The organism is Domibacillus mangrovi, assembly GCF_001906925.1.
GTDB classification, from domain to species: Bacteria; Bacillota; Bacilli; order Bacillales; family Domibacillaceae; genus Domibacillus; species Domibacillus mangrovi.
Genome location: NZ_MRWQ01000015.1, coordinates 15,572 through 39,082 on the forward strand (window position 1 = coordinate 15,572; position 23,511 = coordinate 39,082).

Sequence of the window (23,511 nt, forward strand, 5' to 3'; positions counted from 1 at the left end):
ATCCGATATTATCTTTTGATTACATGTTTGATTTGAAACTCAATTTCATCAGTGGAAGAGTAGCAATGGTTGTAACGAAAATGACCGCAACGATGACCGCAAACATCTCTTGAGTCAATAAATTGGAATCTAAACCAATGGCGGCCATGATCAACGCCACTTCGCCACAGGGAATCATAGCTGAACCGATCCCAAGGGAGCTGTGCCAACTAAACCCAGCCAGTTTAGCACCAATACCAGATCCAGCTAATTTCGTTACAATGGCTAAGACACTCAAGATCGCAATAAGATCTAAATAATGAGTGATTCCGGCAAACTGAGCGGATATACCGATGGAAGTAAAGAAGACTGGTACGAAGATCGAATAACTAATCGTCTCCACCTTTTTGAACACTTCGTTTTTAAAACTCGTAATATTAATAGAAACTCCTGCAATATAGGCTCCGATGATTGCAGCAATCCCTGTGTATTCTGCGAAGTAGGCAAAAACAAAACAGATGATTAATGCAGATGTAAGGAGCGTTTCTGTCACATTTAATCGTGTAACCTTTTTTAAGAACCAAGGAACGACTTTCCAGCCAACTAGAATGGTTCCTATGAAAAATAATGCTTTCTTTAAAATAACCGTTGTTAAATGAACATCTCCGTCCGTAAAACTCATTAAGAATGCCAACGCAACAATGATGACGACATCATCGATGACAGCGGCACCTAAAATGGTCGTGCCTTCGCGGGTCTTTAATTGTTTCAATTCCTTAAGTGCTTGAACGGAAATACTTACACTTGTTGCGGAAAGCAGCAACCCTAAAAACAAGGCTTGCATAGTCGTGAAATGTAACATAATTCCAACGATATAACTGAAAACAAAAGGGACAATCATACCACCGAAACCGACATAGGCGGATGCTTTTCCAGCCCGTTTAAATTCATCAATGTCTGTTTCTAATCCGGCAGCAAACATCAACAATATAACCCCGATTTTACTAAATTCCTCTAGGGTCTCTGTCTCATTTATTAATCCTAAAACAGAAGGTCCTAACACAATTCCAACAAGAAGTTTGCCAAGAACGGAAGGCTGTCCTAATTTTACACTCAGGCTCCCAGCCAATTTGGATGCAAGTAGAATAATGGCTAATTGAAGGATGAATACTCTAATCTCCCCCCTTTGTTTATGAACTCGTAAAAATACAAAAAGAGCCTATCACGAAAGGACATTTAACTAGTCCTTATTCATTCTTATTCAACTAACTGCTCCGTTACGTCAATAATTATTTCTGAATACACAGATTAAAAAATAATCATGTACGATTTGTGTTAAAAATGTTAAACATACGATTCTTGACTCGGAATCGATCTCACACTACAATGAGTAATGTGAGGTGGCCATCCAATGAAAATACAAAAGTTTAAAATGAACGAAAGCGGCTTGAACCGTTTTTTCGGTCCCCTTGAAGCGAAAATAATGGATATTCTTTGGAGCGGCGAGGAGCGGACCATTAAAGATGTGCAGCTTGAACTTGAAAAAGAGAAAGCGACGAATTTCAATACGGTCATGACCGTGATGAACCGGCTCGTGGAAAAAGGCCTCCTGCAGAAACGGGCGGAAGGCAGGACGACGATGTTTAAGCCGGTATTAACGAGAGAAGAGTTCATCAACACGCAGTCGAAAGAAATGACGCATGAATTGATGGACGAATTCGGCAGCGTTGTCGTCAGCCATATGATTGACGCGCTCGATGATGCGGATGATGATCTCGTCGCTCAGCTTGAGCAAAAAATAAAAGAATTGAAGAAGGAACGATAACGTATGTCGAAACGTCAGACGAAAACGATGTTTATCGTGTGTCTCATCATGGCGGGAACGATTTTTACGCAAATGGGGCTGTATGTTTTGTCCATGTTCGCAGGTCTGGATATGCGATTTAATCTTGTTGTGGTCTGCCACAATGCGATGAAGGCATTCGGTTTATCTTTTCTTAAGCATGTACTCGATGCGCTCGTGTTCAGTACGCTGCTGTCGTCAATTTGGAAAATGGGAACGCAGTGGTATCATTCAGCCCGTATGAAAAAAACGTTTAAGCAATATACTCATCATCAACTTACGTGGGAAATGAATGAGGCATACGGCGGAGATATTCAAATGATTTCATATCCGGCGCCGATTGCCGTGACGATGGGGTTTTTTTGTCCGAAAATCGTGCTGTCAACGGGACTTCGGGAAATGTTGAGTGACGATGAATTTGAGGCAGTCGTGCATCATGAAATGTACCATAAACAACACCGTGATCCGCTGAAGGTGTTCGTCATGTCATTTTTCGCGTCGATTATGTGGTACATGCCAATTTTGAGATGGGTACAGGAACAGTATAAGGTGGCGAAAGAACTGCAGGCGGATGAATATGCGATTCATCAGCAGGGATCATCGGTTGATCTTGGCAGTGCGCTCCTTAAAATGTTGAAAGCGGGCAGACAGATGAAGATGCCATTTTCGTACGTGTCATTTGCGGATACGTCCGTGAACTATCGCATTCATTGTATACTAGATCCGTTAACAGAATTCCCTTTAAATGTGCCGCTGAAGTCAGCTGTTACGTCGTTGTTTATTTTTTCGATTATTTGTTTATTGTTCATTTACGCATTGTCGTAAATGATCTTTTTCATCAATTACACTACATCATGTAGTACTTAGGAGTGAAGGTTTTGGCTAAAGGAATATTTTGGGTTGTTGGGTTGTTTGCTGTTTGTATGGTGGGCGTTATTTTTTTATCAAATGCAGCGGAAAAGTCGGTGGATATTGAGTATGCGAGCCAGCCGTTTGTTGGAGAAGAGTCGGCGCCGGTCAATATTGTGGAGTTTGGCGATTATAAATGCCCGGTATGTAAAGATTTCAACGATTCGTTTTTCCCGTTGATCGATCAGGAACTGGTGCAGACAGGGAAAGCGAAATTTTATTTTATGAATTATTCGTTCATTAATGTCGATTCGAACCGTTCGGCGCAGTTTGCGGAAGCTGTATACAAGGAACTTGGCAATGAGAAGTTCTGGAAGTTCCATGAATTGATGTACAGCAAGCAGCCGGCAGATTTATCGTTTGAGAAGGTTGATTTATACACGAATGAATTTTTAAAAGAAACATTGGCTGAAATGGCGACGGAAGAAGAAGTCGCAAGCGTGATGAGCGTCGTGAAGAACGGTGGTTCAATGGATGCATGGGAAAAAGATACAGAAACGGCGAAACAGCTCGGTGTATCAGGTACACCGACTTTGTTTGTAGATGGACAAGAGTTTACAGGAAACTCGTTTGATGATTTAGTGAAAATGGTGGAAGAGGCCGCGGCAGATGGTAAATAAGCCGCTTCTCGCTGCGTGGCTAACAGCGATTATGGCGACGCTCGGCAGTTTATTTTTCAGCGAGCGGATGGAGTTTGTGCCGTGCACACTTTGCTGGTACCAGCGCATTTTGATGTACCCGCTCGTTGTGCTGCTAGGCATTGCGTTTTACCGGAGCGACCGCCACATCTACCGGTACATTTTGCCGCTGTCTTTGTTTGGGATGGGCATGTCAGGGTATCAATATGCCCTTCAAAAAGTTCCAGCCGTGCAAAAATTTGAAATGTGCACGAGCGGCGTACCATGTTCAGGAGAATATATCAATGTATTCGGCTTTATCACCATCCCGTTTCTTGCACTGATCGCATTTACAGTTGTGACGGTGATGATGGTCATATTGTGGAAAAAGACGGCTGCATCGTTTTTAAAAACAAAAGGATAGATAAAAGCGGAACTTATCCGCTTTTATCTATCCTTTTTTGTGCTGTGTAGAACCTCATGAAGATTTTCACAAAGGTTTTGTACAGGTTTCACAATGATAATGAAAGGATCATTTCCTTAAATTAATGGAACAATTTCTGTGCAATGGAAATTGAAAAGGGATGACGATGCTTAAGCTAAGTGTCAAACTGGGCTAAACTTTATATCATATAAAGGGACTTGATTTTAAAGGGGGAGATAAAGATGAGAAATGTAATTTGCACGGTTCGTCCTATTTTCAAAGGAAACCTTAATTCACAGTGAGGCTTCCAGTTTCAATCTGTCGTCAATCGACAAGGCCTTAAATAAGTAAGTAGGTGGCGGCGTAGTTATCTAATCTTTAATATGCCAATTAAAACGAGTAATACACCGGGCAAGAACGATACCCGTTTTACCCAGCCAAGATGCGAGAAGATTCGTCCTATATTCAATCCAGCTGTCAAAAATAAAAAACTCATCACGGCAATGAAGACAGCTAGTGTAACGGGAGGATAACCAATGATAGCGGCAGCAATCCCAGCTCCAAATGAATCTAAAGATAGAGCGAAACCGAGTACGACAGCCTCAAGACCCGTGATCGTTCCGGAGCGGTCAAAGTCAGCATCGATCGGTCCTTTTTGCCGGAAAAACTGAAACAATGCCCATCCGCCTATCAAAATGAAAATAATGCCGCCAATTCGATTCGCTATATAGGGAGGTAAAAGCGGTTGAATCATCTCGCCTAAAATCATGGCGATTAACAATGAGAAAGCCGAGCAAAGAGCAATTATCACAATTGATTTTACAGGGACCTTCATGTTTTTAAGACCGTAAGAGAGCCCCACGCTAAAACTATCTAAACTTACCGCAGCCGCCAACAGCAAAATAGAAAACGAAATATTCATAATGAAACTCCTTTCTATTATATGTATATGGAAAGAGGCGTCAAACGGTTAATCTTATTCGACATCTTCTCCTATTCCTTTTTTAATCGAAATAAGTAAAATTCAAAAGAGCTGCCCATTCAGTCAAAAATGTACCGACTGATCGGGCAGCTCCCTTTTTGTGAGGGCCGCTATTATAATCTGTTATCTTCGGAGTGGACGGCAATCAGTAAGATCGCTTCTTCTTCTCCGATATTTTTTACGAAGTGGGGTACACTGGCATTCCAGCTGAATGAATCGCCTTCCTTTGCAATGATGGAATCTTCGCCTTGTTCAGCGAGGACGGTGCCTTTTAGCACGAGATGACTTTCTTCTCCTTCATGGGCAATGGCTTCACCGGTCGATGCACCAGGCGGTACTTCGACGTGCATCATCCGCAGGCCGCTCCTGGAGGTAAGATGTTCTATTTTAATGTCATTAAACGTTGTGTACACTCTTTCGTCTTTTCTCACGACTTTCATATGCTGCTTTTTTTCAAGAAGTAAGTAAGGCAGCGGGACGTCTAGAAAGGTTGCGATGGCTTGCAGTGTATTGAGAGAGGGGGACGTATTGTCGTTTTCGATGTTGCTTATGAACCCTTTTGACAGCCCTATTTGTTCGCTCATTTGTGCAATCGTTATGTTCTTTCGTTTACGAATGTCCCGTATTTTCGAGCCAATTTCCACGTTCATTCCTCCAAAAATAGTGGTATGTAGCCTATATCGTAACATAAGTGTATTGACAATATCTACAGAATGATGTTATCTTATGAAAAACAAATATTCATAAAAGAATACTTTATTCATCACGTGAAAGGAGAAAAAGATGCCGATTATACACATAACGATGCTGGAAGGCAGAGAGGATGAAATCATTGAACAATGTATGCGTGATGTAGCACGTACGGTTCAAAAATCATTGGATATTCCGTTGGAAAGCATTCGTATCGTCGTCGAGGAAGTGCCGAAAAATCGATTTGCTGTTGGAGATAAGTTAAAAAGCGAAGTTTAATCAAAGATAAAGATCGTTTAACTTTCTTTTTTTACGGAAATAGTTTACTAATAAGAATAATATATTTTTAAAAGAATATAAGAGGAGGGGTTTAAAGATATGGAAAATCAGCTTGTTTATGAACTTCGCCGACCGGAAAACATGGAACCAGGAAAGAAATATCCAGCCATTTTCTTATTACATGGAATGGGTAGCAACGAACAGAATATGATGCCGCTCGTCTCAGGGATGGATAAAAACCGGTTTGTTTTCAGTATAAGAGGACCTATCCAACAGCCGCCGGGTTATGCTTTTTTTACGATTCAAGGATTCGGAAACCCGCATAGAGACGCGTTTGACAGTGCAATCCATAAACTTGAGAATTTTATAGACTATGCGATAGAAAAGTACCCGGTTGATACGAACGAGATCTTTTTCATGGGATTTAGCCAAGGGGCGATTCTTTCGATGACACTTGGATTAAAGCTCGGAACCCGCATAAAAGGAATTATAGCCCTAAGCGGTTATATCCCGGCTTTCGTAAAAGAAGAGTACGACATTCAAACGATAGATCAAGTGGCGGCGTTCATTTCACACGGCGAGCATGATCAGGTTTTGCCATTTGAATGGGGTGTTGCGGCCGAAGCATTTTATAAACAGCATGGAGCTGATTCAACATTCATTGGCTATCCGCAAGGTCATACCGTTTCAAACGAAAACTACAATGATTTTACAGTGTGGTTCAAAAACTTAACTAATAAATAATAAAAACATTGGAGGAAATAAATATGAATAAATTAGGGATAAGTATATTTTTATTAAGAATGGTGTTAGGAATTAGTTTCTTCGTACATGGACTCGTGAAATTCCAAGGCGGTATCGGTAATACGGCCGGATGGTTTGAAAGTATTGGCATCCCCGGATTTTTAGCCTATGTTGTTGGAACAATTGAATTGGTTGGCGGAATTGCACTCGTTTTAGGACTGGGAACACAAATTGTTTCTGCACTGCTCGCTTTCGTTATGATTGGGGCTATACTAAAAGTGAAATTTGCTATCGGTTTCTTAGGAACAGCAGAAATGGCCGGTTACGAACTTGATCTTGCCTTTTTAGTCATCGCTCTATTTTTAGCAGGAAACGGAAGCAAGCTTTGGTCAGTTGACGGGGCTTTGTTTCATAAAACTGCAAATGAGTAAGCTGTGGAAGGGAGACAGCAATGGAATTAGGGTTAAAGGGAAAAGTCGCCCTTATTACGGGTTCAAGTAAAGGGATTGGGCTAGAAACCGCTTTGCAATTAGTAAAGGAAGGCGTAAAGGTCACGATATGTGCGCGTAACAGTGCCAATCTACAGGCTGCTGCGAATCGTATTTTTGAAGAAACAGCTGTTCATGTACATTATATTGAAGCGGATGTAAGCAAGGAAGAGGACTGTGAAAAAATGATCACGTCCACCATAGAGAAATATGGGCGATTGGACATTGTTGTGAATAATGCCGGCACTTCCTCTGCAAACCCATTTGAACAAGTGGGGACGGAACTTTGGCATCAAGATCTTGATTTAAAATTATTTGGCGCCATTCACTGTTCCCGCTATGCGATCCCGTACATGCGACAAGTCGGCGGCGGGGCGATTGTGAATGTGACCGCGGCGATCGCCAAAACGCCGCCAGCCTCTTCATTGCCGACTACGGTGAGCCGAGCGGCAGGTATGGCCCTCACAAAAGCAATGAGCAAAGACCTCGGTCCCGACAACATTCGGGTGAATACAGTCTGCATCGGCTTAATTCGAAGTGATCAAATCGAAAAAAAGTGGAAACAACAAGCGCCTGAATTTACATGGGAACAATATGCAACGAATAAAGACCATCAAATCCCTCTCGGACGTATCGGGAATACAGAAGAGGCAGCTAAAGTCATTACGTTTCTTGTTTCAGATGCAGCCTCCTATGTAACAGGGACAGCAGTGAATATAGATGGCGGACTGGCGGGGGCTTTGTAGGGAACGGCGCGCCGCCTCAATGGACAGATACCGTAGAAAAATAAGAAAGGAAGATCATAAAAATGGAGAATTATCATGGCAAACCAAATACATTTGTCGGACAGGTCAATATAAACGTAACCAATTTGGATTCTGCCCTTGCTTTTTATCAAGATGTGATCGGGTTTCAAATATTACAACAAACAGATCGTAAAGCAGTCTTAACGACAGACGGAAAAACAGCGTTATTAACGCTTGAGCAACCGATTGATGTCACACCGAAAGAAGGGAGAACATCCGGTTTATATCATTTTGCCCTTTTACTGCCAACTCGTGCTGACTTGTCTGTCTTTTTACGGCATTTGCTTCAGACAGGCTACCGATTTGGCGCTTCGGATCATCTTGTCAGTGAGGCACTTTATATTACGGATCCGGACGGAAATGGCATTGAAGTGTACAGAGATCGGCCATCTTCTGAATGGACATGGTCCAATGAGGAAGTCTCGATGGCAACGGATCCTTTGGATGGAGAAAGTCTTCTCGCGGAAAGCGATTCAGAGTGGAGTGGGCTGCCGGCTGATACGGTAATGGGTCATATTCATTTGCACGTATCCGACCTGCAAAAAGCAGAAGAATTTTACGTGAAAGGTCTCGGTTTTACGGTCGTCAGTCATTATCCTCAAGCGGTTTTTATCGCTACAGGTGGTTATCATCATCACATTGCCTTAAATACATGGCAAGGTGCAGGTGCCCCGGCACCGAAGAAAAACAGCGTCGGTTTAAATTGGTATACACTCGTCTTTCCAAATGAAGAAGCAAGAGGACAAGTAATGGAACAATTGCAGGAAATCGGTGCTTCCGTGATGGCTGAAGGTGATTTTTTTGTGACGGAAGATCCATCAGGAAATACCATTCGATTAGTCGTATAATGCTCAGGTAGTAAAGATAAAGAAAGATGAAATGAAAAGGCTGTCTCAAAAGTACTATTTTGAGACAGCCTCTTGTCGTTTTTAAAACAGAACGTCTAATGGCGGGATTTCTCCTTGTTTTGGCAGGATTTCACTGGAGGTTGGCGGGATTTTTGAGCGTAATGGCGGGATAATGAGGCCCAACCGCGGAATAAGCCCTAATTAATGACAGATTCCGCTGATAGACACACGAATCCCGCCATCTTTTCTTCTGGGAAACCTCATTCAATTTGTTCAAATGCAGGTATTAAGTGTTACCCCTTTTGTGATGTAAGGTGTGCGTCGAACGCATCAATAATATGAAGGAAATGGTCTGCTTCGCGGTAGACATGATCAGCAAGAAGTGCAGGGATGTTGCTCTTAATTTTACAAGCCTCAATTAAATCCCGTGCGGTTTTCTTAAAGTCTCGTAGTGACACAACAGATACTCGGTTTTGATCAAGAAACTGCTCCAAAAGTGGTTTTGTTTCAGATTGTGGACGCATGCTGTCTAAATCTTGCGCTTGGAAAAGAAGTTGATCAAAATCATTGCTGAATTCTCTGGCTTGATCAACGAGTTTCCTTTCGGAAGGATCTAACAAATGGCCAATAAACTTTGAGTGATCCGCCATAATCTTTAAGAAAAACACATTCTCTTTAATGATGGCTTCAGGTAAAGGTATCAGTATTCCTTCATTTAATTCCTTTAATCGTTTCGCAAAATAATACGCTTCCCGGCTTGTATGATCGACTAATAATGGAATATTGTTGGAAGTGATTTTACAACATAAGATTAAGCCTAGTACTTTTCGTTTATACGCCCAAATGGAAGCAGCGGCTTGATACACTTGAATGTTTAGTTTTCGAATGATCTCGGGATCGGTTTTTTCATTATAATGGCTAATTTGTTCCTCAATCCGTTCAAACACCGCAATAAATTGTTTAGCTTCTGTAATCAGTTCTGTATCATTTGCGGTAAATCCGAGACTTAAAAAGAAAGCGTGTTCTTTCATAATCCGTGACCAAAACTGAATTTCCTCCAATGATTGTGTCACAAATGTAGGAATCGCACATTCCTCCTTCTATTGTATTACCCAGACCTATTGTATTCGAGGAGAGATGACTTCATGTTACCGTCTCTTGCAATCAGTTTGTGTAAAAACGATATGCTTCGTTTTGATTCACCTCTTCTTATGGTATATGATGACCTAGATAGCCCATAGGAGGATATATTATGATGAACGGTATACTAAAAGAGGCAGAGGACTTTATTCGTTCTTGTTATAGGGAATTACATAAAACGGAGCAGGAATTAGAAAATAGGCTGAATCATATTCAGAAGCAGGTAGGAAGCAAAGGATATTATGAACATACAGCAGAGGAACTAGAATATGGAGCAAAAATGGCTTGGCGAAACAGTAACCGATGTATAGGAAGATTGTTTTGGGAAAATTTAGATGTAAGAGATAAGAGACATTTAAACACCGAAGATGAGATCATTGAGGCTTTATTTGAGCATATAGAGACGGCAACGAATAAAGGCCGGATACGCCCTACGATCACGATTTTCTCACAGAAGGCTGCTCATAAAACGGTACGTATATGGAATCACCAATTAATTCGCTACGCAGGTTATCAGACGGAACAAGGTGTTGTAGGGGACCCGGCTTCCTTAGCTTTTACGGAGATATGCATAAAACTAGGCTGGGAACCAAAACGGGGAAAATTTGATGTTTTACCTTTAGTCATTCAACTAAATGAGCAACGTCCACGTTTAGTTGAAATTCCAGATCATCTCCTTCTTCAAGTACCAATTCGTCATCCTCATTACCGGTGGTTTGAAGACTTACAACTTAAATGGTATGCAGTCCCGATGGTCTCAGACATGAAGCTTGAAATAGGGGGCATTACCTATACGGCGGCTCCCTTTAATGGATGGTACATGGGCACGGAGATAGGGGCACGAAACTTAGCTGATGAATGGCGGTATAATACACTTCCCCAGATAGGATCTTTAATGGGATTGGATGTAAGAAGTAATTTATCTTTATGGAAGGACAGGGCACTTCTAGAATTGAATACAGCCGTCTTACATTCTTTTAAGGAAGATGGGGTGAGTATCGTTGATCATCATACGGCGGCCCAACAGTTTAAAAAATTTGAAGAAAAAGAAATGGATATGGGAAGGTCCGTTACGGGTAATTGGGCTTGGCTCATCCCGCCATTAGCGCCTGCTGCCACACATGTTTTTCATAAGTCATATGAAAATGAAATTAAAAAGCCAAATTATTTTTATCAAACTGAACCTTATTAATTATTTAGTAAAGCCGATAATTCAACGTTTTTATACGGTGCGTGTTATTATAAATACGCATGAAAAATAATCGAATAAAAATGGAGAGGAAAGGCTTACTTTGTCTGTTTTTTTACAATTAAATACGATATTTATTAGCATCTTAATAGAAGCATTTCCGTTTGTGTTAATTGGTGTTTTTGTCGCCGGATTTATTCAGATGTTTGTTAGTGAAGAAATGGTCGCGAAAGTAGTGCCGAAGAACCGCTTCCTGGCCGTTTTATATGGAACATTGATAGGTGCTTTATTTCCAGCTTGTGAATGTGGAATTGTTCCGATTGTCCGCAGGTTATTGTTAAAAGGGGTACCTCTTCATACCGCTATTCCATTTATGTTAACAGGGCCTATTATTAATCCTGTCGTATTGTTTTCGACCTATATCGCTTTTGGAAATCAGTGGGATATGGTGCTGTACCGGGGTGGACTGTCTTTGGTCGTTGCCCTTTTAATTGGTATTCTTTTATCTTATCAATATAAAGGCAATGAACTGTTGAAAAAAGCAGCGCATACACACAGCCATCAGCCTGCTTCTCAAACATTCCTGGGAAAGTTTATCGATATGCTTCGTCATGCGGTCGATGAATTTTTTTCAGTTGGTAAGTATTTAATTATCGGCGCTTTTATTGCCGCATCGATGCAGACATTTTTGAAAACATCGACATTGATTGAACTTGGTCAAACAGAGGCAACCTCTTCACTCGTCATGATGGGATTGGCCTATATTTTATCACTATGCTCAGAGGCTGATGCATTTATCGCCTCGTCCTTTAGAGGGACATTTTCAACAGGTGCATTGGTCGCTTTCCTCGTTTTTGGACCGATGGTTGATATTAAAAATATGTTCATGATGCTTAGTGTATTTAACAAACGATTTGTTTTTTATTTAATAGGTCTTATTGCGCTGTTTGTATTTCTAGGCTCACTGCTCTTGTAAGGAGGGAGGAAATAAATGTTTCGTGCAGTGGTTTTAATGGTTTTTACGTATTTCTTTTGGCATCTTCATACATCAGGGAACCTATCGAAATATATTAATATGAAATATGAGTATATTTCCTATATCGCTATTTTTACGTTTGCTATTCTCACGATTGTACAAATATATAATGTGGCGACAGATTCTGAAGATAAGCATTGCTGTGATCATTCACATGAGCATGAAAAAGATAAACCGCTGTTTTGGAGATGGATACATTATGGGATTTTTATTTTTCCATTGATGACAGGTCTTTTTTTACCGATTGCAACGCTTGATTCAACTCTTGTGAAATCGAAGGGGTTTTCTTTCCAAACCATTGAAGCGGTTGAAGCATCCGATCAATATGCCCAGACTCAATATTTACGGCCTGATACGAGTGTGTATTATGGAAAAGAAGGATACGATGAATTGATGGAGGAAGAGCTGAAGAAATTCACCTCTAAAGAGAGCGTTGTGTTAAAGGATGATAACTTCTTAAAAGGAATGGAAACCATTTATAATTTCCCGGGTGAATTTATGAACAAAACGATTGAGTTTGATGGTTTTTCATTTAAAGGAGAATCCGTGAATGATCGCCAACTCTTTGTACTGCGCTTTGGTGTGATTCATTGCGTAGCCGATTCAGGAGCTTTTGGCATGTTAGTAGAATTTCCTGAAGAAATGGATCTGCAAGATGATGAATGGATCCATGTAAAAGGGACATTATCATCCGTTTATTATCAGCCTTTCAAAGCGACCATTCCATTTCTTTTAGTGGAGGAATGGCATTCAATTGAAGAGCCAAAAGAGCCTTATACGTATCGGATGTACTAACGCTTGATGTTCCGGAAAAATCCCCTCCTTCTTCAGCGAGATAGGGAGGGGATTTAAATGATCGTCTTATGTGTGTTGGTGTTCAAGTTCTATTTAAAGCATGAAAGTGCGGCTGTCTGCCAATTGAAAAATAGTCGATCTTGTATGCCGATACTCTGTTTAAAGAGTAACAATTCCGGCCATCAAATATAACCGGTTTATTCATCAGCTTTTCGTATTGACTGAGAGGGAATGTTTTAATCTCATCCCAATCTGTATGGATAAACACCATATCTGTATCAGTCAGTGTTTCTTCAATAGACGCTGCGTACTGGATTTTTTCTCCGATCATTTTTTTTGTATTTTCCATTGCTTTTGGGTCATAGGCCGTAATGGATACACCGTTTTTTAGTAACTCGTTTATGATCAGGATGGACGGTGATTCACGAATATCATCGGTATTGGGCTTAAATGACAAGCCTAATACCGCGGCTCTTTTTCCTTTCAAGCTCCCAAAGTAATTCTTTGCTTTTTCCACCAATACATCGTGTTGACGGCGATTCACGTTCATCACGGCCTTTAAGATATCTAGTTTTTCTCCAGCTTCTTCACTCATTTTCAGCATGGCATGGGTATCTTTCGGGAAGCAAGAACCTCCATATCCAATTCCAGCCTTCAAGAATTGACCGCCAATCCGGGAATCAAGCCCCATTCCAACAGCAACTTCTTCTATGTCAGCCCCGACTTTCTCACATAAATGAGCGAGTTCATTGATAAAACTGATTTTCATGGCCAAAAAAGCATTCGAACTGTACTTAATCATTTCTGCGCTATGAAGATCTGTGCTAAAAATAGGAACGTTAAATGGTTTGTTGATCTCTTCAATGATTGCGGCAGATTCTGGACAATCTGAACCGACAATGATTCGGTCTGCGTAAAAAACATCTCGAATCGCCGAACCTTCTCTTAAAAACTCAGGATTTGACACGATCGTCATGTTTCGTATTTTTCGGGCCGTTTTTTGTATGATTTGCTTAATGACTGTATTTGTTCCGACAGGCACCGTGCTTTTTGTGACAACGATTACGTCATGTTTCGTCGCATATTCACCAATCATTCGAGCTGCCTTGTAAATAGAGGTAAGGTCGATGTCGCCGTTTAGCTGTTTTGGTGTTCCGACTGCAATATAAATAATGTCCGCATCTGATAAGGCTTTCTCAGGGCTGTTTGTAAAAAATAAGCGGTGGTTGTTCACATTCTTTTTCAGTAACTCATCGAGCCCCGGTTCATAAAAAGGGGAAATACCTGTATGTAATTGATCTACTTTTTCTTGATCTAGATCACAGCATGTCACGTGATGGCCTATATCTGATAAACAGACACCCGTTATGAGGCCTACGTGTCCCGCACCTATGATTGTAATATTGTTCATAATAATTCCTTTCAATGCATAATAGTAAAACGCAGCTGTCTTCTTATGTTATACAAAAAGCAATGTACGAAAACAAGAAAGAATACGTTAATAAATTCCATAAGTCAAATAAAAAGGTTTAATTAATGATAAATTTTCATTGACAATGAAAATCAATCTCTTTATAATTCGGAATGTAAATGAAAATCATTATCAAAATACATAAAATTAACGAGACAGGGGATAGTTTCATGAAAAAAAGAGAATTAAAACGAATTTTTGCCAAGTTCTTAATGGTAGGTGCCAGCGTAACCCTTTTAACTGCTTGCAACAGCGGTGGAGAAACGAAAGAACCTGCAGAAACGACTGAGGAAACAGCACCAGCAGAAGATGCGGCGGATGATGAAGCAACAGAGGAAGTAAACTACGCTCAAGTGTTTGAGGAAGCAAAAACGGAACTGGATAAAGCAAAAGAAGGAAAAGAAGTCGATTTCGATAAAGTGACGGATCTGTATACGAACAATCTGCAAAGTTTAGTTCAAGAACGGGATGCAGAACTTGAAAGCAAGCACGACGAGCAAATTATAGCAGCATTGCAGGCTGGAAAAGATGGTTCAATGGACAAAGTTGTCGCAAAGCAAGTGTTTGATAAATTGATGCAAAAAGTGTTTTATACAACAATGAAGCATGAATTTACGGAAGCGGCTGATAACTGGGCAGATAAAGAAGCAGTCAAAGCGGAAGTTGAGGAAGCAAAAGAATTTTATGCCATCATTCAATCAACCGTTGAAAAGCGCGATGCTGCATACGAAACCACAATGGTCGATGCGATTGCCGGTGGATTTGACGAAATCGATAAAGCCGTTGAAGCCGACGACCTGCTTGCCTTCCAGCTTGGAAAACAAGTGGTTGATAAAACATTAATCAAAACGTTCTACTTCGCAGCAGGTGCCATTCCAAATGGCTATGCAACAAAGGTAGCAACAGAAGCGGTGAAAGATGAGCAGATGGCAAAAGTGGTACAAGCAGAAGGATGGGCTTTTTATCAGTCTGTTTCAAAATATTTAGCAAATCATGCGCCTGAAGAAGCCGCTTTTATTGAAAAACAATTTGATTTACAGACAGATGTGAAAACAGTAGATGCTGCTCAAGTAAATAAAGCCTTTGTACGCGGATTTGCTCAAACAGCGATTGATGAGTACAAAGAAAGCATGGAAGCATGGGGAGAAGATAAATCGGTTATTACCGCTTTGGAAGGCGCCCTGTTCATTGATGTAATCGGACAAGATATTCAAACATTGCTTGGCGAGGAAGCTTATACACAATTAACAGAACAAGCACAGCAGTATCTTGAAGCATCAAAAGCAAAAGATAAAGCAGCAGGCGAACCTGTATTGAAAGAATTGGAAGCAACATTGCAATCAGTCATTGAAAAAGCAAAGTAAATCGTCTTTTACTTGAAAAAACCTTGTTTATTTCACAAGGTTTTTTCCTTTTATCCCGCATTAACGGGTAGTAAGCCCCCTACTTCAAGACTTCGAAAAGAAAAGAAGGATAAGTGGGGGATCAACTGCCCGTAAAAGCCCGATTGGTTCGGGCCGGCAGAAGCCGGTCACTCAGGTATTGCCGCAGGACGCGGCGCTCGTTACCTGAGTTCCTTTTTATTCAGTGGGGACAGCGGAACGCAGACTAAGATCGTCACGTCCTGTGACAACGTCTGCGTGATTCACATCCTGTGAACCTAACCCCCACTGAATGAAGTTTCACTTTATCTTAAAGGATTGATAAGATAGAGAAGAAGCGTTTAATCGAATAAATGACTGAGGTGTTAGGCTTGAAAATCATTGTAACAGGCGGGGCCGGATTTATCGGCAGCCATCTGGCTAAAAAACTAATAAAAGAAGGCCATGAAGTATACATAATAGATTCTCTCCATCCTTATTACGCTATTGAGAGAAAGAGAAAACACTTAACCTTAATTGAATCAAACGGCGCTTTTCATTTTAGTGACCTTAATTTATTGAACCGGGATGAAACAATCAATGAATTTATCCGAATACAGCCGAACGCAATCATTCATTTAGCTGCTCTGCCAGGCGTGGCCTATTCCATTGAAAAACCGCTTGAGTACGTTGACTTTGATATTAAAGCGACCATCAATGTGTTAGAAGCCGCAGGGAAATCCGGTGCTTCAAAGGTTGTGTTTGCATCTTCTTCTTCTGTATATGGAAATCAAGAGGGGCCTTCTGCCGAGGAAATGGCGGTTGGAAAAGTGATTTCACCTTACGCGGCTTCCAAGTTTTCAGCGGAATCTTTTTGCCATGTGTATGAAGGTTTGTACGGTTTTCAAATGAATATTTTACGTTTTTTTACGGTGTATGGTCCATGGGGCCGCCCGGACATGGCGATCGGCACGTTTATTAAGCAACTAATGCGCGGGGAAGAAATTACCGTGTTTGGTGAAGGAAGAGTCCGTGATTTCACCTATATAGAGGATATCATCAGAGGGATTTATTTAACGCTAACCGTCCAAACGAACAGTGACGTTTTAAATATAGGCTCCGGAAGGCCGATTACGATGGATACGTTATTGCAGGAATTACAACAGCATTTCCCGGCTATGAAAATAAACAAGGAAACGTCCCGTGCCGGAGATGTATTCAAAACGTGGGCGGATATTAGCAAAGCGAAACGGCAGCTTGGCTATGAGCCAAAAGTGGATTTTAAAACAGGGCTCGCTGAAACCGTAAAATGGGCAAAAGAGAATGAAGCGTTTCTTTAAAAAGGTCCTCTCCATTTTAACACTTGTTGGTTTTGCCTTTTTAACGATTCATTCCTTCGATGAAAATCATTTAGGAAACAGTATACAAAAAATCTTTCAGCAACCTGTTCTGCTCGCAGCTATTCTGATCGTTTATTTTCTTTCCTTTTGCTTAAAAGCAGCGGCATGGAAACTGTATTTAAATGGGAAAGCCCGCTATTCAACTTGTCTAATCGGCATTTTATACAGCTTATTAATCAATCATCTGCTTCCTGTCAAAGTGGGAGACGTGGTACGGGCAAAAATAGCCAGCACAAGAGAGCCGATGCTGAAAGATGATGAGGCTTTTCATTCTGTTGTTGTATTGAGATTGCTGGATATGTTTTGCCTCGTTGGGATAGCGATGATCGGCTTATCGGCTTTAAAGGTTCAATTCCGTTTCCCGCTGTGGCTCGTTATCGTTAGCAGCTTTATTAGTCTGCTTGTTTTAGCCGCAATCCATCATTATGCGCCCGTTTTTTGGAACAAGCATATTCAAATGTTCAAAAAAGCGTTTTCTGGGAAAACGGGGCTTTTCATTATTGCTTGCACCTTTTTAAGCTGGCTGTTTGAAGCCAGCATTTTGTATGGGACAGTGATGATGGTGCAAGGAGATTTGTCTTTTTTGGCATCGGTATTTGCCAATAGTGTGACAATTGCAGGGCAGGTTCTTCAAATCACGCCAGGCGGCATCGGCAATTATGAAAGCTTTCTTGTGTTTGCCTTAACTTTATTTGGCTTTCCGGTCAGGGAAGGCTACACGATCGCTGTTGTCACGCATGCGTTGAAATTTGCTATATCGTATATAACGGGAGCCGTTGTGCTTCTGCTGTATCCGGTCTCATTTCGCACATTGAAGGAATGGATCAAGATAAGGAGAGTGAGAGAAAAATGAAAAGTGCCTCTAAATTTGAGAAAGTGGCTGCACGCTGTTGGAATTTACTAAATGAAGGAAAACCGTTTACACCTATTTTTGTTGTTGGAACAATGCTATTGTATCATTTGGCCGCTCTTGGATCGATGGACGAAGCGTTGGCCCTTTTTGGGGCGTTTATTTACGTGGTTCCGTTGTTAATCCTTTTTTATTTGTTTGATTTTCCGCTGTTTTTAAGAAATTATTTATGGGTCCCGTTTATCGTTTATTTAATTGTATGGAACAAAGTAGAGATTGAGCTTCTGTTTTTTGCGGTCGGTCTTTATTTCTTTTTTACCGTGTTTTTTTGGGGAACTTTTTATTATCACTTGCGCATTGGAACGTCGTGGTTGAACTTTACTCGTTTTTGGAAGCTTGTTATGAAAAACAGTGACTCGACAAGTGGCAATGCGCAGGAACAGCTGCCAAAGTTTTTATTGGTTTTATCCATTTGGGAATGGATTTTTGGTCAAAACCAAATAGGCGGAGAAGTCGATATGATGGACTTAAGTTTGTTTTATGGGTTTATTTTCCTGTTTGCCTACATCCTTCACCGTAACCTTTTTGATTGGAAACCAGCCATGTATGAACGTTACACGAAAGAAGCGTTTCCAGAACCGGCGAAAAGCCTTTCTGAAAAAGTAGTAGTCATTGTCATTGATGGCATGAGAAAAGAGCGCTTTTATGAAGCTCATACACCGTTTTTGGATTCTTTAAAAGAAAATGGCACAGAATACATGAATATGGAAACCGTCTATCCTGCCAGAACGGTCGTCTGCTTTTCATCGATGTTCACTGGAACCTATCCGATGGAGCACGGCATTAAATCCAATATGGTCTGGAAGCTCGGGATCAAGGTTGAGAGTATTTTTGATTCCTTGCGAAAAGTAGGCAAAACAGGCAGATTGCTCGGCATTGCCCATTTGGTGGATTCGATGGGAAGTGATGTGGAAACGGTGACCGCTGTGATGCATAACGACAAAGCCGATCCAAACATCATGGAAAGAGCGAAAAAGATCATGAAAGAACAGGACCCCGACTTATTTATCGTCCAGATGATCGCCACGGACCAAACGGGCCATAGTAGAGGTGTATTATATGATGAATATATACAAAAAATACAAGAAGCCGATGCGTTAGTAGAAGACTTTGTTTCCTGGCTGAAGAGGGAAGGCAAAATGAACGATACAACGCTTTTCATTTGTGCAGATCACGGACAGGCAGATGGAATTGGCGGGCATGGCCATTTAGATGAAGGTGAGCGCTTCGTTCCATTCTTTGTGCATGGACCGAATATTGCCAAAGGGAAAAAAGTAGAAGAAAAACAAAGCCTCGTTTCATTAGCGCCAACCTTATCTTATCTGTTAGGGGCCCCTTATCCAAGCCATAGCCGGGGAAAAGTGTTAATGGACGCCATTGTGCAGAAAGAAGAGAAGAAACCATGAAAAAACAGCAGGTGATTGTTTTTCTGCCAGCGTATAATGAAGAACAGTCGATTGGAGAAGTCATTCAGCGTATTCCAAGACATTTTCATCATCAAGTGGACGTAAAAGTGCTAGTTATCGATGATGGATCAAAAGATAATACAGTTAGTGTAGCCAAATCTGCAGGAGCTGATTTTATCGTCAGCTTTGAAAAAAACCGCGGTTTAGGGGCGGCAGTGCGGGCAGGATTAAAGGAATGCTTTGACAGAGGAGCGGATATTGGGGTGATGATTGATGCAGATGGTGAATACCCTGCCAATCAGATTCCGGATCTATTGCAGCCAATCTTTGCAGGTGAAGCGGATTATACGATGGGCTCCCGTTTTTTAGGGACGATCAAAGGCATGAAACTTCACCGCCGCCTTGGCAATTATGTATTTACCCTTCTTCAAAGCCTCGTACTGAAAAAGTGGATTTTTGATGGACAATCTGGAATGAGAGCATTTACACGTCAGGCACTTAAGCATGGAGAAATTATCCACGATTACAATTATGCACAAGTGTTGACCTTTAATCTTGTCAGACAAGGATTTCGCGTAAAGGAAGTGCCTATTCAATATCAGGTGCGTGAGACGGGAGAATCGTTTATTACATTTAGAGGGTACTTGCTGTCCGTTATACCGGCCATCTGGAAAGAATTAAGGCGGCCTGTTCAAAAAGTAGAAATAGATGCTAGTGCCCATAAGATAGATGTGAGAGACAACCGCATATTAAAAATAAAAAAGCAAGAAACGACGGTCATAAGTGTAAAATAAAAATTGACTTTTGAGATGATAATGATTATCATTATAGAGGAGGATGTACAATGAAAAAGTGTTTACTTTCTTGTTTTTTATTCGTATTTATTTTGAGCAATATAAATATATTATCTGCCAATGCTTATACGTATGGAGACCCCAATGAAGAGGCATTAGCAGAAGTATACAAAAAAATGATGATTGAATTAGATGAAAAACCAGCCGATTACACTACGGCGAAAAAGCACTTCGAGACAATAAAAAAAGAAGTGGACATGCATATGGGGCCGGAACCGGCAAAACTCATTCTTCAAAATATTGAAGATGAAGATAAAGAACAAGTAATGAAGAATATGGATAAGCTTCTTGTTCTCAATATAGCGAGACGATTGGAAAACATAGAAAAAAACTTCTCGGAATATGATACGAGTAAGCGGCTGCTAGCAAAAGGTCATGCGACATATGAAGCTTTATCTGCTAAAGTCGAATCCAGCAATCCAGAATTGGATCAAGAAGTAAAAACTGAGTTTGATCAAGCGTTAAATGCATTAGGAAATCCGGGACTCTTTGGTGTTGGAAAACAAGAAGCAGATTTAGACCAGTTTAATGCGAGCAAGGAAACAATTTTAACTTTACTTCAAAAAGAGTTTGACTTAAAGAGTTTGGAAATTGGACATTTTTCAGAAAGCGCGACAGAAACAGATAACGGAAAAAATGAATGGACGGATATTTCAAATATACGAAATTGGATACCGCTTTTACTCATTGTCGGACTGCTCATTGGCGTTATAGTTGTGGCAAAACGTAAAAGATCGTAAACATTCATCCTTCATATTTCCCATATGAGGAGGGGAACAGACTTTGGAAGTACAGGCATTGTTAATCATGTTCCGTGAGGTATTGGAAGCCTTATTGATTATTGGGATTATTACGACTTATTTAAAACGAATGGACAATAAACAATATACGAAGTACGTATGGCTCGGTGCAGGTCTAGCTGTACTGGCAAGTGCTGGCGTGGCCATGCTGTTCCAAATTGTGTTGACCGGTTTTACATCAATGGGCAGCGAAATGTATTTAAAGATCGGCATTATGCTCATCTCGGCTCTTTTGCTCACCCAGATGGTATTTTGGATGGCAAGCCACAGCAAAGATTTAAAAGGCGAGATGGAAGGCAAAATGAACGGCTTTATTTCAACCGGTAATGTCGTTGGCATGGTCATTCATTCCTTTTTAGTTGTTTTACGTGAAGGGGTCGAAACGGTCTTTTTCTTTGCCGCGATTACAGGAGGCAATATCGGTGCTGCGATGCAGGGCTGGGGAGCTATAACAGGGGTTATCATTGCGGTTATGGTTTCTTACTTCTTCTTTAAAGGAACGATGAAAGTCCCGCTTAAAACATTCTTTAAAATTACCGGAGCGTTTATTATTTTGATTGCCGCAGGTCTTTTCGTTCAAGCTATTTCAATGATGCAAGATTTAAGTATTATCGGAAGTGTGGTTCCGCACCTGTATGATCTGACGTGGTTTCTTCCAGAGCATCCGATCGATTATGATCACTATTTACGGGATCATGGCGTTGCACCTCTCTTATCAGGAGATATTGGGATTTTTCTGAAAGCGTTATTCGGGTATTCCTCTATGCCATCCATTGAAGAAGTCATTGCATACATTGGCTACTTTGTCGGAATTTATTTGTTAACATCAAATAAAGGGATTGAGAAGAAAAAAGTATCAAACGAGATCAACGTGATAAAATCACAAGCATAATGGAAATATATGATCTACATAGAGTACAAGGCAGATGCCTTGTACTTTTTCCATTTGAAAAAGTACTTAAGGGCGAGCATCAGAAAGGGATGGCGACATAGTGAAGAAAGAACCTTTTGTTAAACAATTAACCAGCATCATGATGATGATAAGCATTCTATCTATAGGTTTGCTGCTGTGGACTCAATTTACGTATATGAATTCTTTTGCGGCTACTTGGGATCAGGTTGATTTTTCATTGGCATTGGATCGCTATGATCTAATGGCCATGCAGCCGCATTTCCCGGGATATCCTTATTTCATTTTAGGTGGTAAATTAATAAATATATGGATAGAAAATCAAACAGCTGCCTTAACGATTTTTAATAGTTTGTTTTACTTTAGCGCTTTATTTCCAATGTATCAATTGGCAAGAGAGTATCTTACCCGCTCCTCTAGTTTGCTTATGGCTGCTCTTCTATACTCTTCCAGCTACATGCTCGTTATTGTCAATCAGCCCATGTCGGAAGGGGCGGCCATCGCTTGTTTATGGTGGTACTTTTGGAGCATCGAAAAAGCAATCAAGGAAAACAGCCGTACGGCTAAGGTGTTACCACTGTTTTTGTTTAGTGCTTTGCTAGGCATTCGGCTGTCTTACTTGCCATTCGCTGTTGGCCTGTTTTACCTGTTTTATAAAAAGTGGGCATTGAAAACGTACACAATAAAACAAATTGTTTTTCATTTAGGTGCAGCCATGCTGTTTCAATTTGTATGGGTAGGGGCTCTTATTGTCTCTGAAGGCAGTTTAAAAGGATTTGTAAAATTATCACTTGCCTTTACAAGCGGCCATTTCAATAGCTGGGGCAATACAGCAGTGTCAAGCAGCATACCCTTCTTCGAAAGAGCAAAAATATTGATAGTGGATAACGTCATATGGACTGGCGTCTCTTCTCAGTCACTCTTTTTATGTGTACTATATGTTGTATTGATTAGTTTGTGTTTCTATCGTTTTAGATGGAGTATGCTAAAACAACATTCTGCTCCGCAGTTAGCTGTCATCATGAGTATGTCTTATTTCTTCTGGGCTCTTTTTGCTCAAAATATTGATAAGCCGAGGCACATTCTCCCTATAGCTATGTTCCTTCTTTTTTTATTGTTAGTAAACGTATTACATAAGTTTAGCCATTCGATTATGTTGATTCTTTTTATGATGCTCTTACTCGGACAATCATTTCACTCTTTTTTGCTTCTAAAAGAACAAGCTACTTCCGAGCCAGCGACGTATCAGCTGGCCAGCTACTTAAAAAAGCTTAATGAGCCTGCTGTGATCTACGCGTGGGAAGAAACGAGAGTATTAGAGTACTTGAATGTTCCGGTTTCCTCCAATCAGGTTGAAACGTATTCTGTTTTTCTTCATGACCAATCTTATTATAAAAACAGTAAAATCTTATTAACCGATAAAGTGCTGAAAGGGTTTGAAAATCAGGAACCCAATGTTGCGAGCCGAATTAAAAAAGTAAAAGAATTTAAATCAAATGCGCTTTTCGATCCCGTTTATGATCGCATTATTTTGTATGAATGGAAGTAGCTAGGGAAGGAAACGGAACAATCCCGCTTCAATAAGCGAAGCGGGATTGTTATCTCTCTGTTTGCTTTTTTGCTTTAACAT

At 40.7% G+C, this 23,511-nt stretch carries 25 protein-coding genes; 20 read left to right on the top strand and 5 right to left on the bottom strand.

The window, feature by feature from the left end:
- Positions 1-19: 19 nt before the first annotated feature.
- Positions 20-1,156 (bottom strand): cation:proton antiporter, encoded by a 1,137-nt coding sequence (locus BLL40_RS14420; protein ID WP_073712568.1) that lies wholly within the window; start codon positions 1,154-1,156, stop codon positions 20-22.
- A 234-nt stretch (positions 1,157-1,390) separates the two neighbouring features.
- Here BLL40_RS14420 and BLL40_RS14425 point away from each other — a divergent pair, with 234 nt between their 5' ends.
- Genes BLL40_RS14425 through BLL40_RS14440 form a run of 4 tightly spaced genes read left to right on the top strand, consistent with a single transcriptional unit; the run spans position 1,391 to position 3,772 of the window.
- Positions 1,391-1,804, top strand: coding sequence for a BlaI/MecI/CopY family transcriptional regulator (locus tag BLL40_RS14425; protein WP_073712569.1), 414 nt, complete (start codon positions 1,391-1,393; stop codon positions 1,802-1,804).
- A 3-nt stretch (positions 1,805-1,807) separates the two neighbouring features.
- On the top strand, positions 1,808-2,647 hold the full coding sequence (locus tag BLL40_RS14430) for a M56 family metallopeptidase (RefSeq protein ID WP_073712570.1): 840 nt from the start codon (positions 1,808-1,810) through the stop codon (positions 2,645-2,647).
- Between the two features lie 44 nt (positions 2,648-2,691).
- A complete protein-coding gene (locus BLL40_RS14435; RefSeq protein WP_245797963.1) occupies positions 2,692-3,351 on the top strand; it encodes a DsbA family protein in 660 nt (219 codons plus the stop codon).
- Positions 3,341-3,772, top strand: coding sequence for a disulfide oxidoreductase (locus BLL40_RS14440; RefSeq protein WP_073712572.1), 432 nt, complete (start codon positions 3,341-3,343; stop codon positions 3,770-3,772). Before BLL40_RS14435 ends, BLL40_RS14440 begins: the two co-directional genes overlap by 11 nt.
- Positions 3,773-4,139: 367 nt before the next feature.
- Here the strand turns inward: BLL40_RS14440 and BLL40_RS14445 are convergent, their stop codons facing one another.
- Positions 4,140-4,694: a manganese efflux pump gene (locus tag BLL40_RS14445; RefSeq protein ID WP_073712573.1), complete on the bottom strand. Its 555-nt coding sequence runs from the start codon at positions 4,692-4,694 to the stop codon at positions 4,140-4,142.
- Positions 4,695-4,867: 173 nt separating this feature from the next.
- A complete protein-coding gene (locus BLL40_RS14450) occupies positions 4,868-5,398 on the bottom strand; it encodes a helix-turn-helix domain-containing protein (protein WP_073712574.1) in 531 nt (176 codons plus the stop codon).
- A 139-nt stretch (positions 5,399-5,537) separates the two neighbouring features.
- Between BLL40_RS14450 and BLL40_RS14455 the strand changes: the two genes are divergently transcribed.
- The 5 genes from BLL40_RS14455 to BLL40_RS14475 all read left to right on the top strand — a co-directional run bounded on the left by BLL40_RS14455 (position 5,538) and on the right by BLL40_RS14475 (position 8,609).
- On the top strand, positions 5,538-5,723 hold the full coding sequence (locus tag BLL40_RS14455; RefSeq protein WP_073712575.1) for a 2-hydroxymuconate tautomerase: 186 nt from the start codon (positions 5,538-5,540) through the stop codon (positions 5,721-5,723).
- Positions 5,724-5,822: 99 nt separating this feature from the next.
- Complete coding sequence (locus BLL40_RS14460) at positions 5,823-6,467, top strand: alpha/beta hydrolase (protein ID WP_073712576.1); 645 nt, start codon at positions 5,823-5,825, stop codon at positions 6,465-6,467.
- 23 nt (positions 6,468-6,490) lie between these two features.
- Positions 6,491-6,898 (top strand): DoxX family protein, encoded by a 408-nt coding sequence (locus tag BLL40_RS14465; protein ID WP_073712577.1) that lies wholly within the window; start codon positions 6,491-6,493, stop codon positions 6,896-6,898.
- Positions 6,899-6,918: 20 nt separating this feature from the next.
- Positions 6,919-7,701, top strand: coding sequence for an SDR family NAD(P)-dependent oxidoreductase (locus BLL40_RS14470; protein ID WP_073712578.1), 783 nt, complete (start codon positions 6,919-6,921; stop codon positions 7,699-7,701).
- A gap of 62 nt (positions 7,702-7,763) precedes the next feature.
- The gene (locus BLL40_RS14475; protein WP_073712579.1) at positions 7,764-8,609 is read left to right on the top strand and encodes a VOC family protein; all 846 of its coding nucleotides are present in this window, start codon (positions 7,764-7,766) and stop codon (positions 8,607-8,609) included.
- Between the two features lie 293 nt (positions 8,610-8,902).
- Here the strand turns inward: BLL40_RS14475 and BLL40_RS14480 are convergent, their stop codons facing one another.
- On the bottom strand, positions 8,903-9,694 hold the full coding sequence (locus tag BLL40_RS14480) for a DUF2935 domain-containing protein (RefSeq protein WP_073712580.1): 792 nt from the start codon (positions 9,692-9,694) through the stop codon (positions 8,903-8,905).
- Positions 9,695-9,861: 167 nt separating this feature from the next.
- On the opposite strand from BLL40_RS14480, the gene BLL40_RS14485 reads away from it, so the two are divergent.
- From BLL40_RS14485 to BLL40_RS14495, 3 genes are all read left to right on the top strand, one after another.
- Positions 9,862-10,941 (top strand): nitric oxide synthase oxygenase, encoded by a 1,080-nt coding sequence (locus tag BLL40_RS14485; protein WP_073712581.1) that lies wholly within the window; start codon positions 9,862-9,864, stop codon positions 10,939-10,941.
- A gap of 100 nt (positions 10,942-11,041) precedes the next feature.
- A complete protein-coding gene (locus tag BLL40_RS14490; protein WP_073712582.1) occupies positions 11,042-11,914 on the top strand; it encodes a permease in 873 nt (290 codons plus the stop codon).
- 15 nt (positions 11,915-11,929) lie between these two features.
- On the top strand, positions 11,930-12,769 hold the full coding sequence (locus BLL40_RS14495) for a TIGR03943 family putative permease subunit (protein WP_073712583.1): 840 nt from the start codon (positions 11,930-11,932) through the stop codon (positions 12,767-12,769).
- An 82-nt stretch (positions 12,770-12,851) separates the two neighbouring features.
- Here BLL40_RS14495 and BLL40_RS14500 read toward each other — a convergent pair whose 3' ends face one another.
- Positions 12,852-14,180 (bottom strand): UDP-glucose dehydrogenase family protein, encoded by a 1,329-nt coding sequence (locus tag BLL40_RS14500; RefSeq protein WP_073712584.1) that lies wholly within the window; start codon positions 14,178-14,180, stop codon positions 12,852-12,854.
- Positions 14,181-14,410: 230 nt separating this feature from the next.
- Here BLL40_RS14500 and BLL40_RS14505 point away from each other — a divergent pair, with 230 nt between their 5' ends.
- From BLL40_RS14505 to BLL40_RS14540, 8 genes are all read left to right on the top strand, one after another.
- Positions 14,411-15,604 (top strand): hypothetical protein, encoded by a 1,194-nt coding sequence (locus BLL40_RS14505; protein ID WP_073712585.1) that lies wholly within the window; start codon positions 14,411-14,413, stop codon positions 15,602-15,604.
- Between the two features lie 389 nt (positions 15,605-15,993).
- Positions 15,994-16,941, top strand: coding sequence for an NAD-dependent epimerase/dehydratase family protein (locus BLL40_RS14510; RefSeq protein WP_083566549.1), 948 nt, complete (start codon positions 15,994-15,996; stop codon positions 16,939-16,941).
- Positions 16,925-17,854: a lysylphosphatidylglycerol synthase transmembrane domain-containing protein gene (locus BLL40_RS14515; protein ID WP_073712587.1), complete on the top strand. Its 930-nt coding sequence runs from the start codon at positions 16,925-16,927 to the stop codon at positions 17,852-17,854. The genes BLL40_RS14510 and BLL40_RS14515 overlap by 17 nt, the downstream gene beginning before the upstream one ends.
- Positions 17,851-19,317, top strand: coding sequence for an alkaline phosphatase family protein (locus tag BLL40_RS14520; RefSeq protein WP_073712588.1), 1,467 nt, complete (start codon positions 17,851-17,853; stop codon positions 19,315-19,317). Before BLL40_RS14515 ends, BLL40_RS14520 begins: the two co-directional genes overlap by 4 nt.
- Positions 19,314-20,111, top strand: a complete 798-nt coding sequence (locus tag BLL40_RS14525; RefSeq protein ID WP_073712589.1) for a glycosyltransferase family 2 protein — start codon at positions 19,314-19,316, stop codon at positions 20,109-20,111. Before BLL40_RS14520 ends, BLL40_RS14525 begins: the two co-directional genes overlap by 4 nt.
- 50 nt (positions 20,112-20,161) lie before the next feature.
- Positions 20,162-20,911 carry a hypothetical protein gene (locus tag BLL40_RS14530; RefSeq protein WP_073712590.1) on the top strand — a complete coding sequence of 250 codons (750 nt, stop codon included), beginning with the start codon at positions 20,162-20,164 and terminating at the stop codon, positions 20,909-20,911.
- Between the two features lie 43 nt (positions 20,912-20,954).
- Complete coding sequence (locus BLL40_RS14535) at positions 20,955-21,863, top strand: FTR1 family iron permease (RefSeq protein ID WP_073712591.1); 909 nt, start codon at positions 20,955-20,957, stop codon at positions 21,861-21,863.
- Between the two features lie 100 nt (positions 21,864-21,963).
- Complete coding sequence (locus BLL40_RS14540) at positions 21,964-23,430, top strand: hypothetical protein (protein WP_245797964.1); 1,467 nt, start codon at positions 21,964-21,966, stop codon at positions 23,428-23,430.
- Positions 23,431-23,511 lie beyond the last annotated feature (81 nt).

What these genes read in the sequence shown, in the direction of transcription:
- BLL40_RS14500 (WP_073712584.1), bottom strand. Translation starts at nt 14,180, where the DNA reads ATGAACAATATTACAATCATAGGTGCGGGACACGTAGGCCTCATAACG.
- BLL40_RS14445 (WP_073712573.1), bottom strand. Translation starts at nt 4,694, where the DNA reads ATGAATATTTCGTTTTCTATTTTGCTGTTGGCGGCTGCGGTAAGTTTA.
- BLL40_RS14465 (WP_073712577.1), top strand. Translation starts at nt 6,491, where the DNA reads ATGAATAAATTAGGGATAAGTATATTTTTATTAAGAATGGTGTTAGGA.
- BLL40_RS14425 (WP_073712569.1), top strand. Translation starts at nt 1,391, where the DNA reads ATGAAAATACAAAAGTTTAAAATGAACGAAAGCGGCTTGAACCGTTTT.
- BLL40_RS14485 (WP_073712581.1), top strand. Translation starts at nt 9,862, where the DNA reads ATGATGAACGGTATACTAAAAGAGGCAGAGGACTTTATTCGTTCTTGT.
- BLL40_RS14455 (WP_073712575.1), top strand. Translation starts at nt 5,538, where the DNA reads ATGCCGATTATACACATAACGATGCTGGAAGGCAGAGAGGATGAAATC.
- BLL40_RS14460 (WP_073712576.1), top strand. Translation starts at nt 5,823, where the DNA reads ATGGAAAATCAGCTTGTTTATGAACTTCGCCGACCGGAAAACATGGAA.
- BLL40_RS14495 (WP_073712583.1), top strand. Translation starts at nt 11,930, where the DNA reads ATGTTTCGTGCAGTGGTTTTAATGGTTTTTACGTATTTCTTTTGGCAT.
- BLL40_RS14520 (WP_073712588.1), top strand. Translation starts at nt 17,851, where the DNA reads ATGAAAAGTGCCTCTAAATTTGAGAAAGTGGCTGCACGCTGTTGGAAT.
- BLL40_RS14475 (WP_073712579.1), top strand. Translation starts at nt 7,764, where the DNA reads ATGGAGAATTATCATGGCAAACCAAATACATTTGTCGGACAGGTCAAT.
- BLL40_RS14430 (WP_073712570.1), top strand. Translation starts at nt 1,808, where the DNA reads ATGTCGAAACGTCAGACGAAAACGATGTTTATCGTGTGTCTCATCATG.
- BLL40_RS14525 (WP_073712589.1), top strand. Translation starts at nt 19,314, where the DNA reads ATGAAAAAACAGCAGGTGATTGTTTTTCTGCCAGCGTATAATGAAGAA.
- BLL40_RS14530 (WP_073712590.1), top strand. Translation starts at nt 20,162, where the DNA reads ATGAAAAAGTGTTTACTTTCTTGTTTTTTATTCGTATTTATTTTGAGC.
- BLL40_RS14515 (WP_073712587.1), top strand. Translation starts at nt 16,925, where the DNA reads ATGAAGCGTTTCTTTAAAAAGGTCCTCTCCATTTTAACACTTGTTGGT.
- BLL40_RS14440 (WP_073712572.1), top strand. Translation starts at nt 3,341, where the DNA reads ATGGTAAATAAGCCGCTTCTCGCTGCGTGGCTAACAGCGATTATGGCG.
- BLL40_RS14505 (WP_073712585.1), top strand. Translation starts at nt 14,411, where the DNA reads ATGAAAAAAAGAGAATTAAAACGAATTTTTGCCAAGTTCTTAATGGTA.
- BLL40_RS14470 (WP_073712578.1), top strand. Translation starts at nt 6,919, where the DNA reads ATGGAATTAGGGTTAAAGGGAAAAGTCGCCCTTATTACGGGTTCAAGT.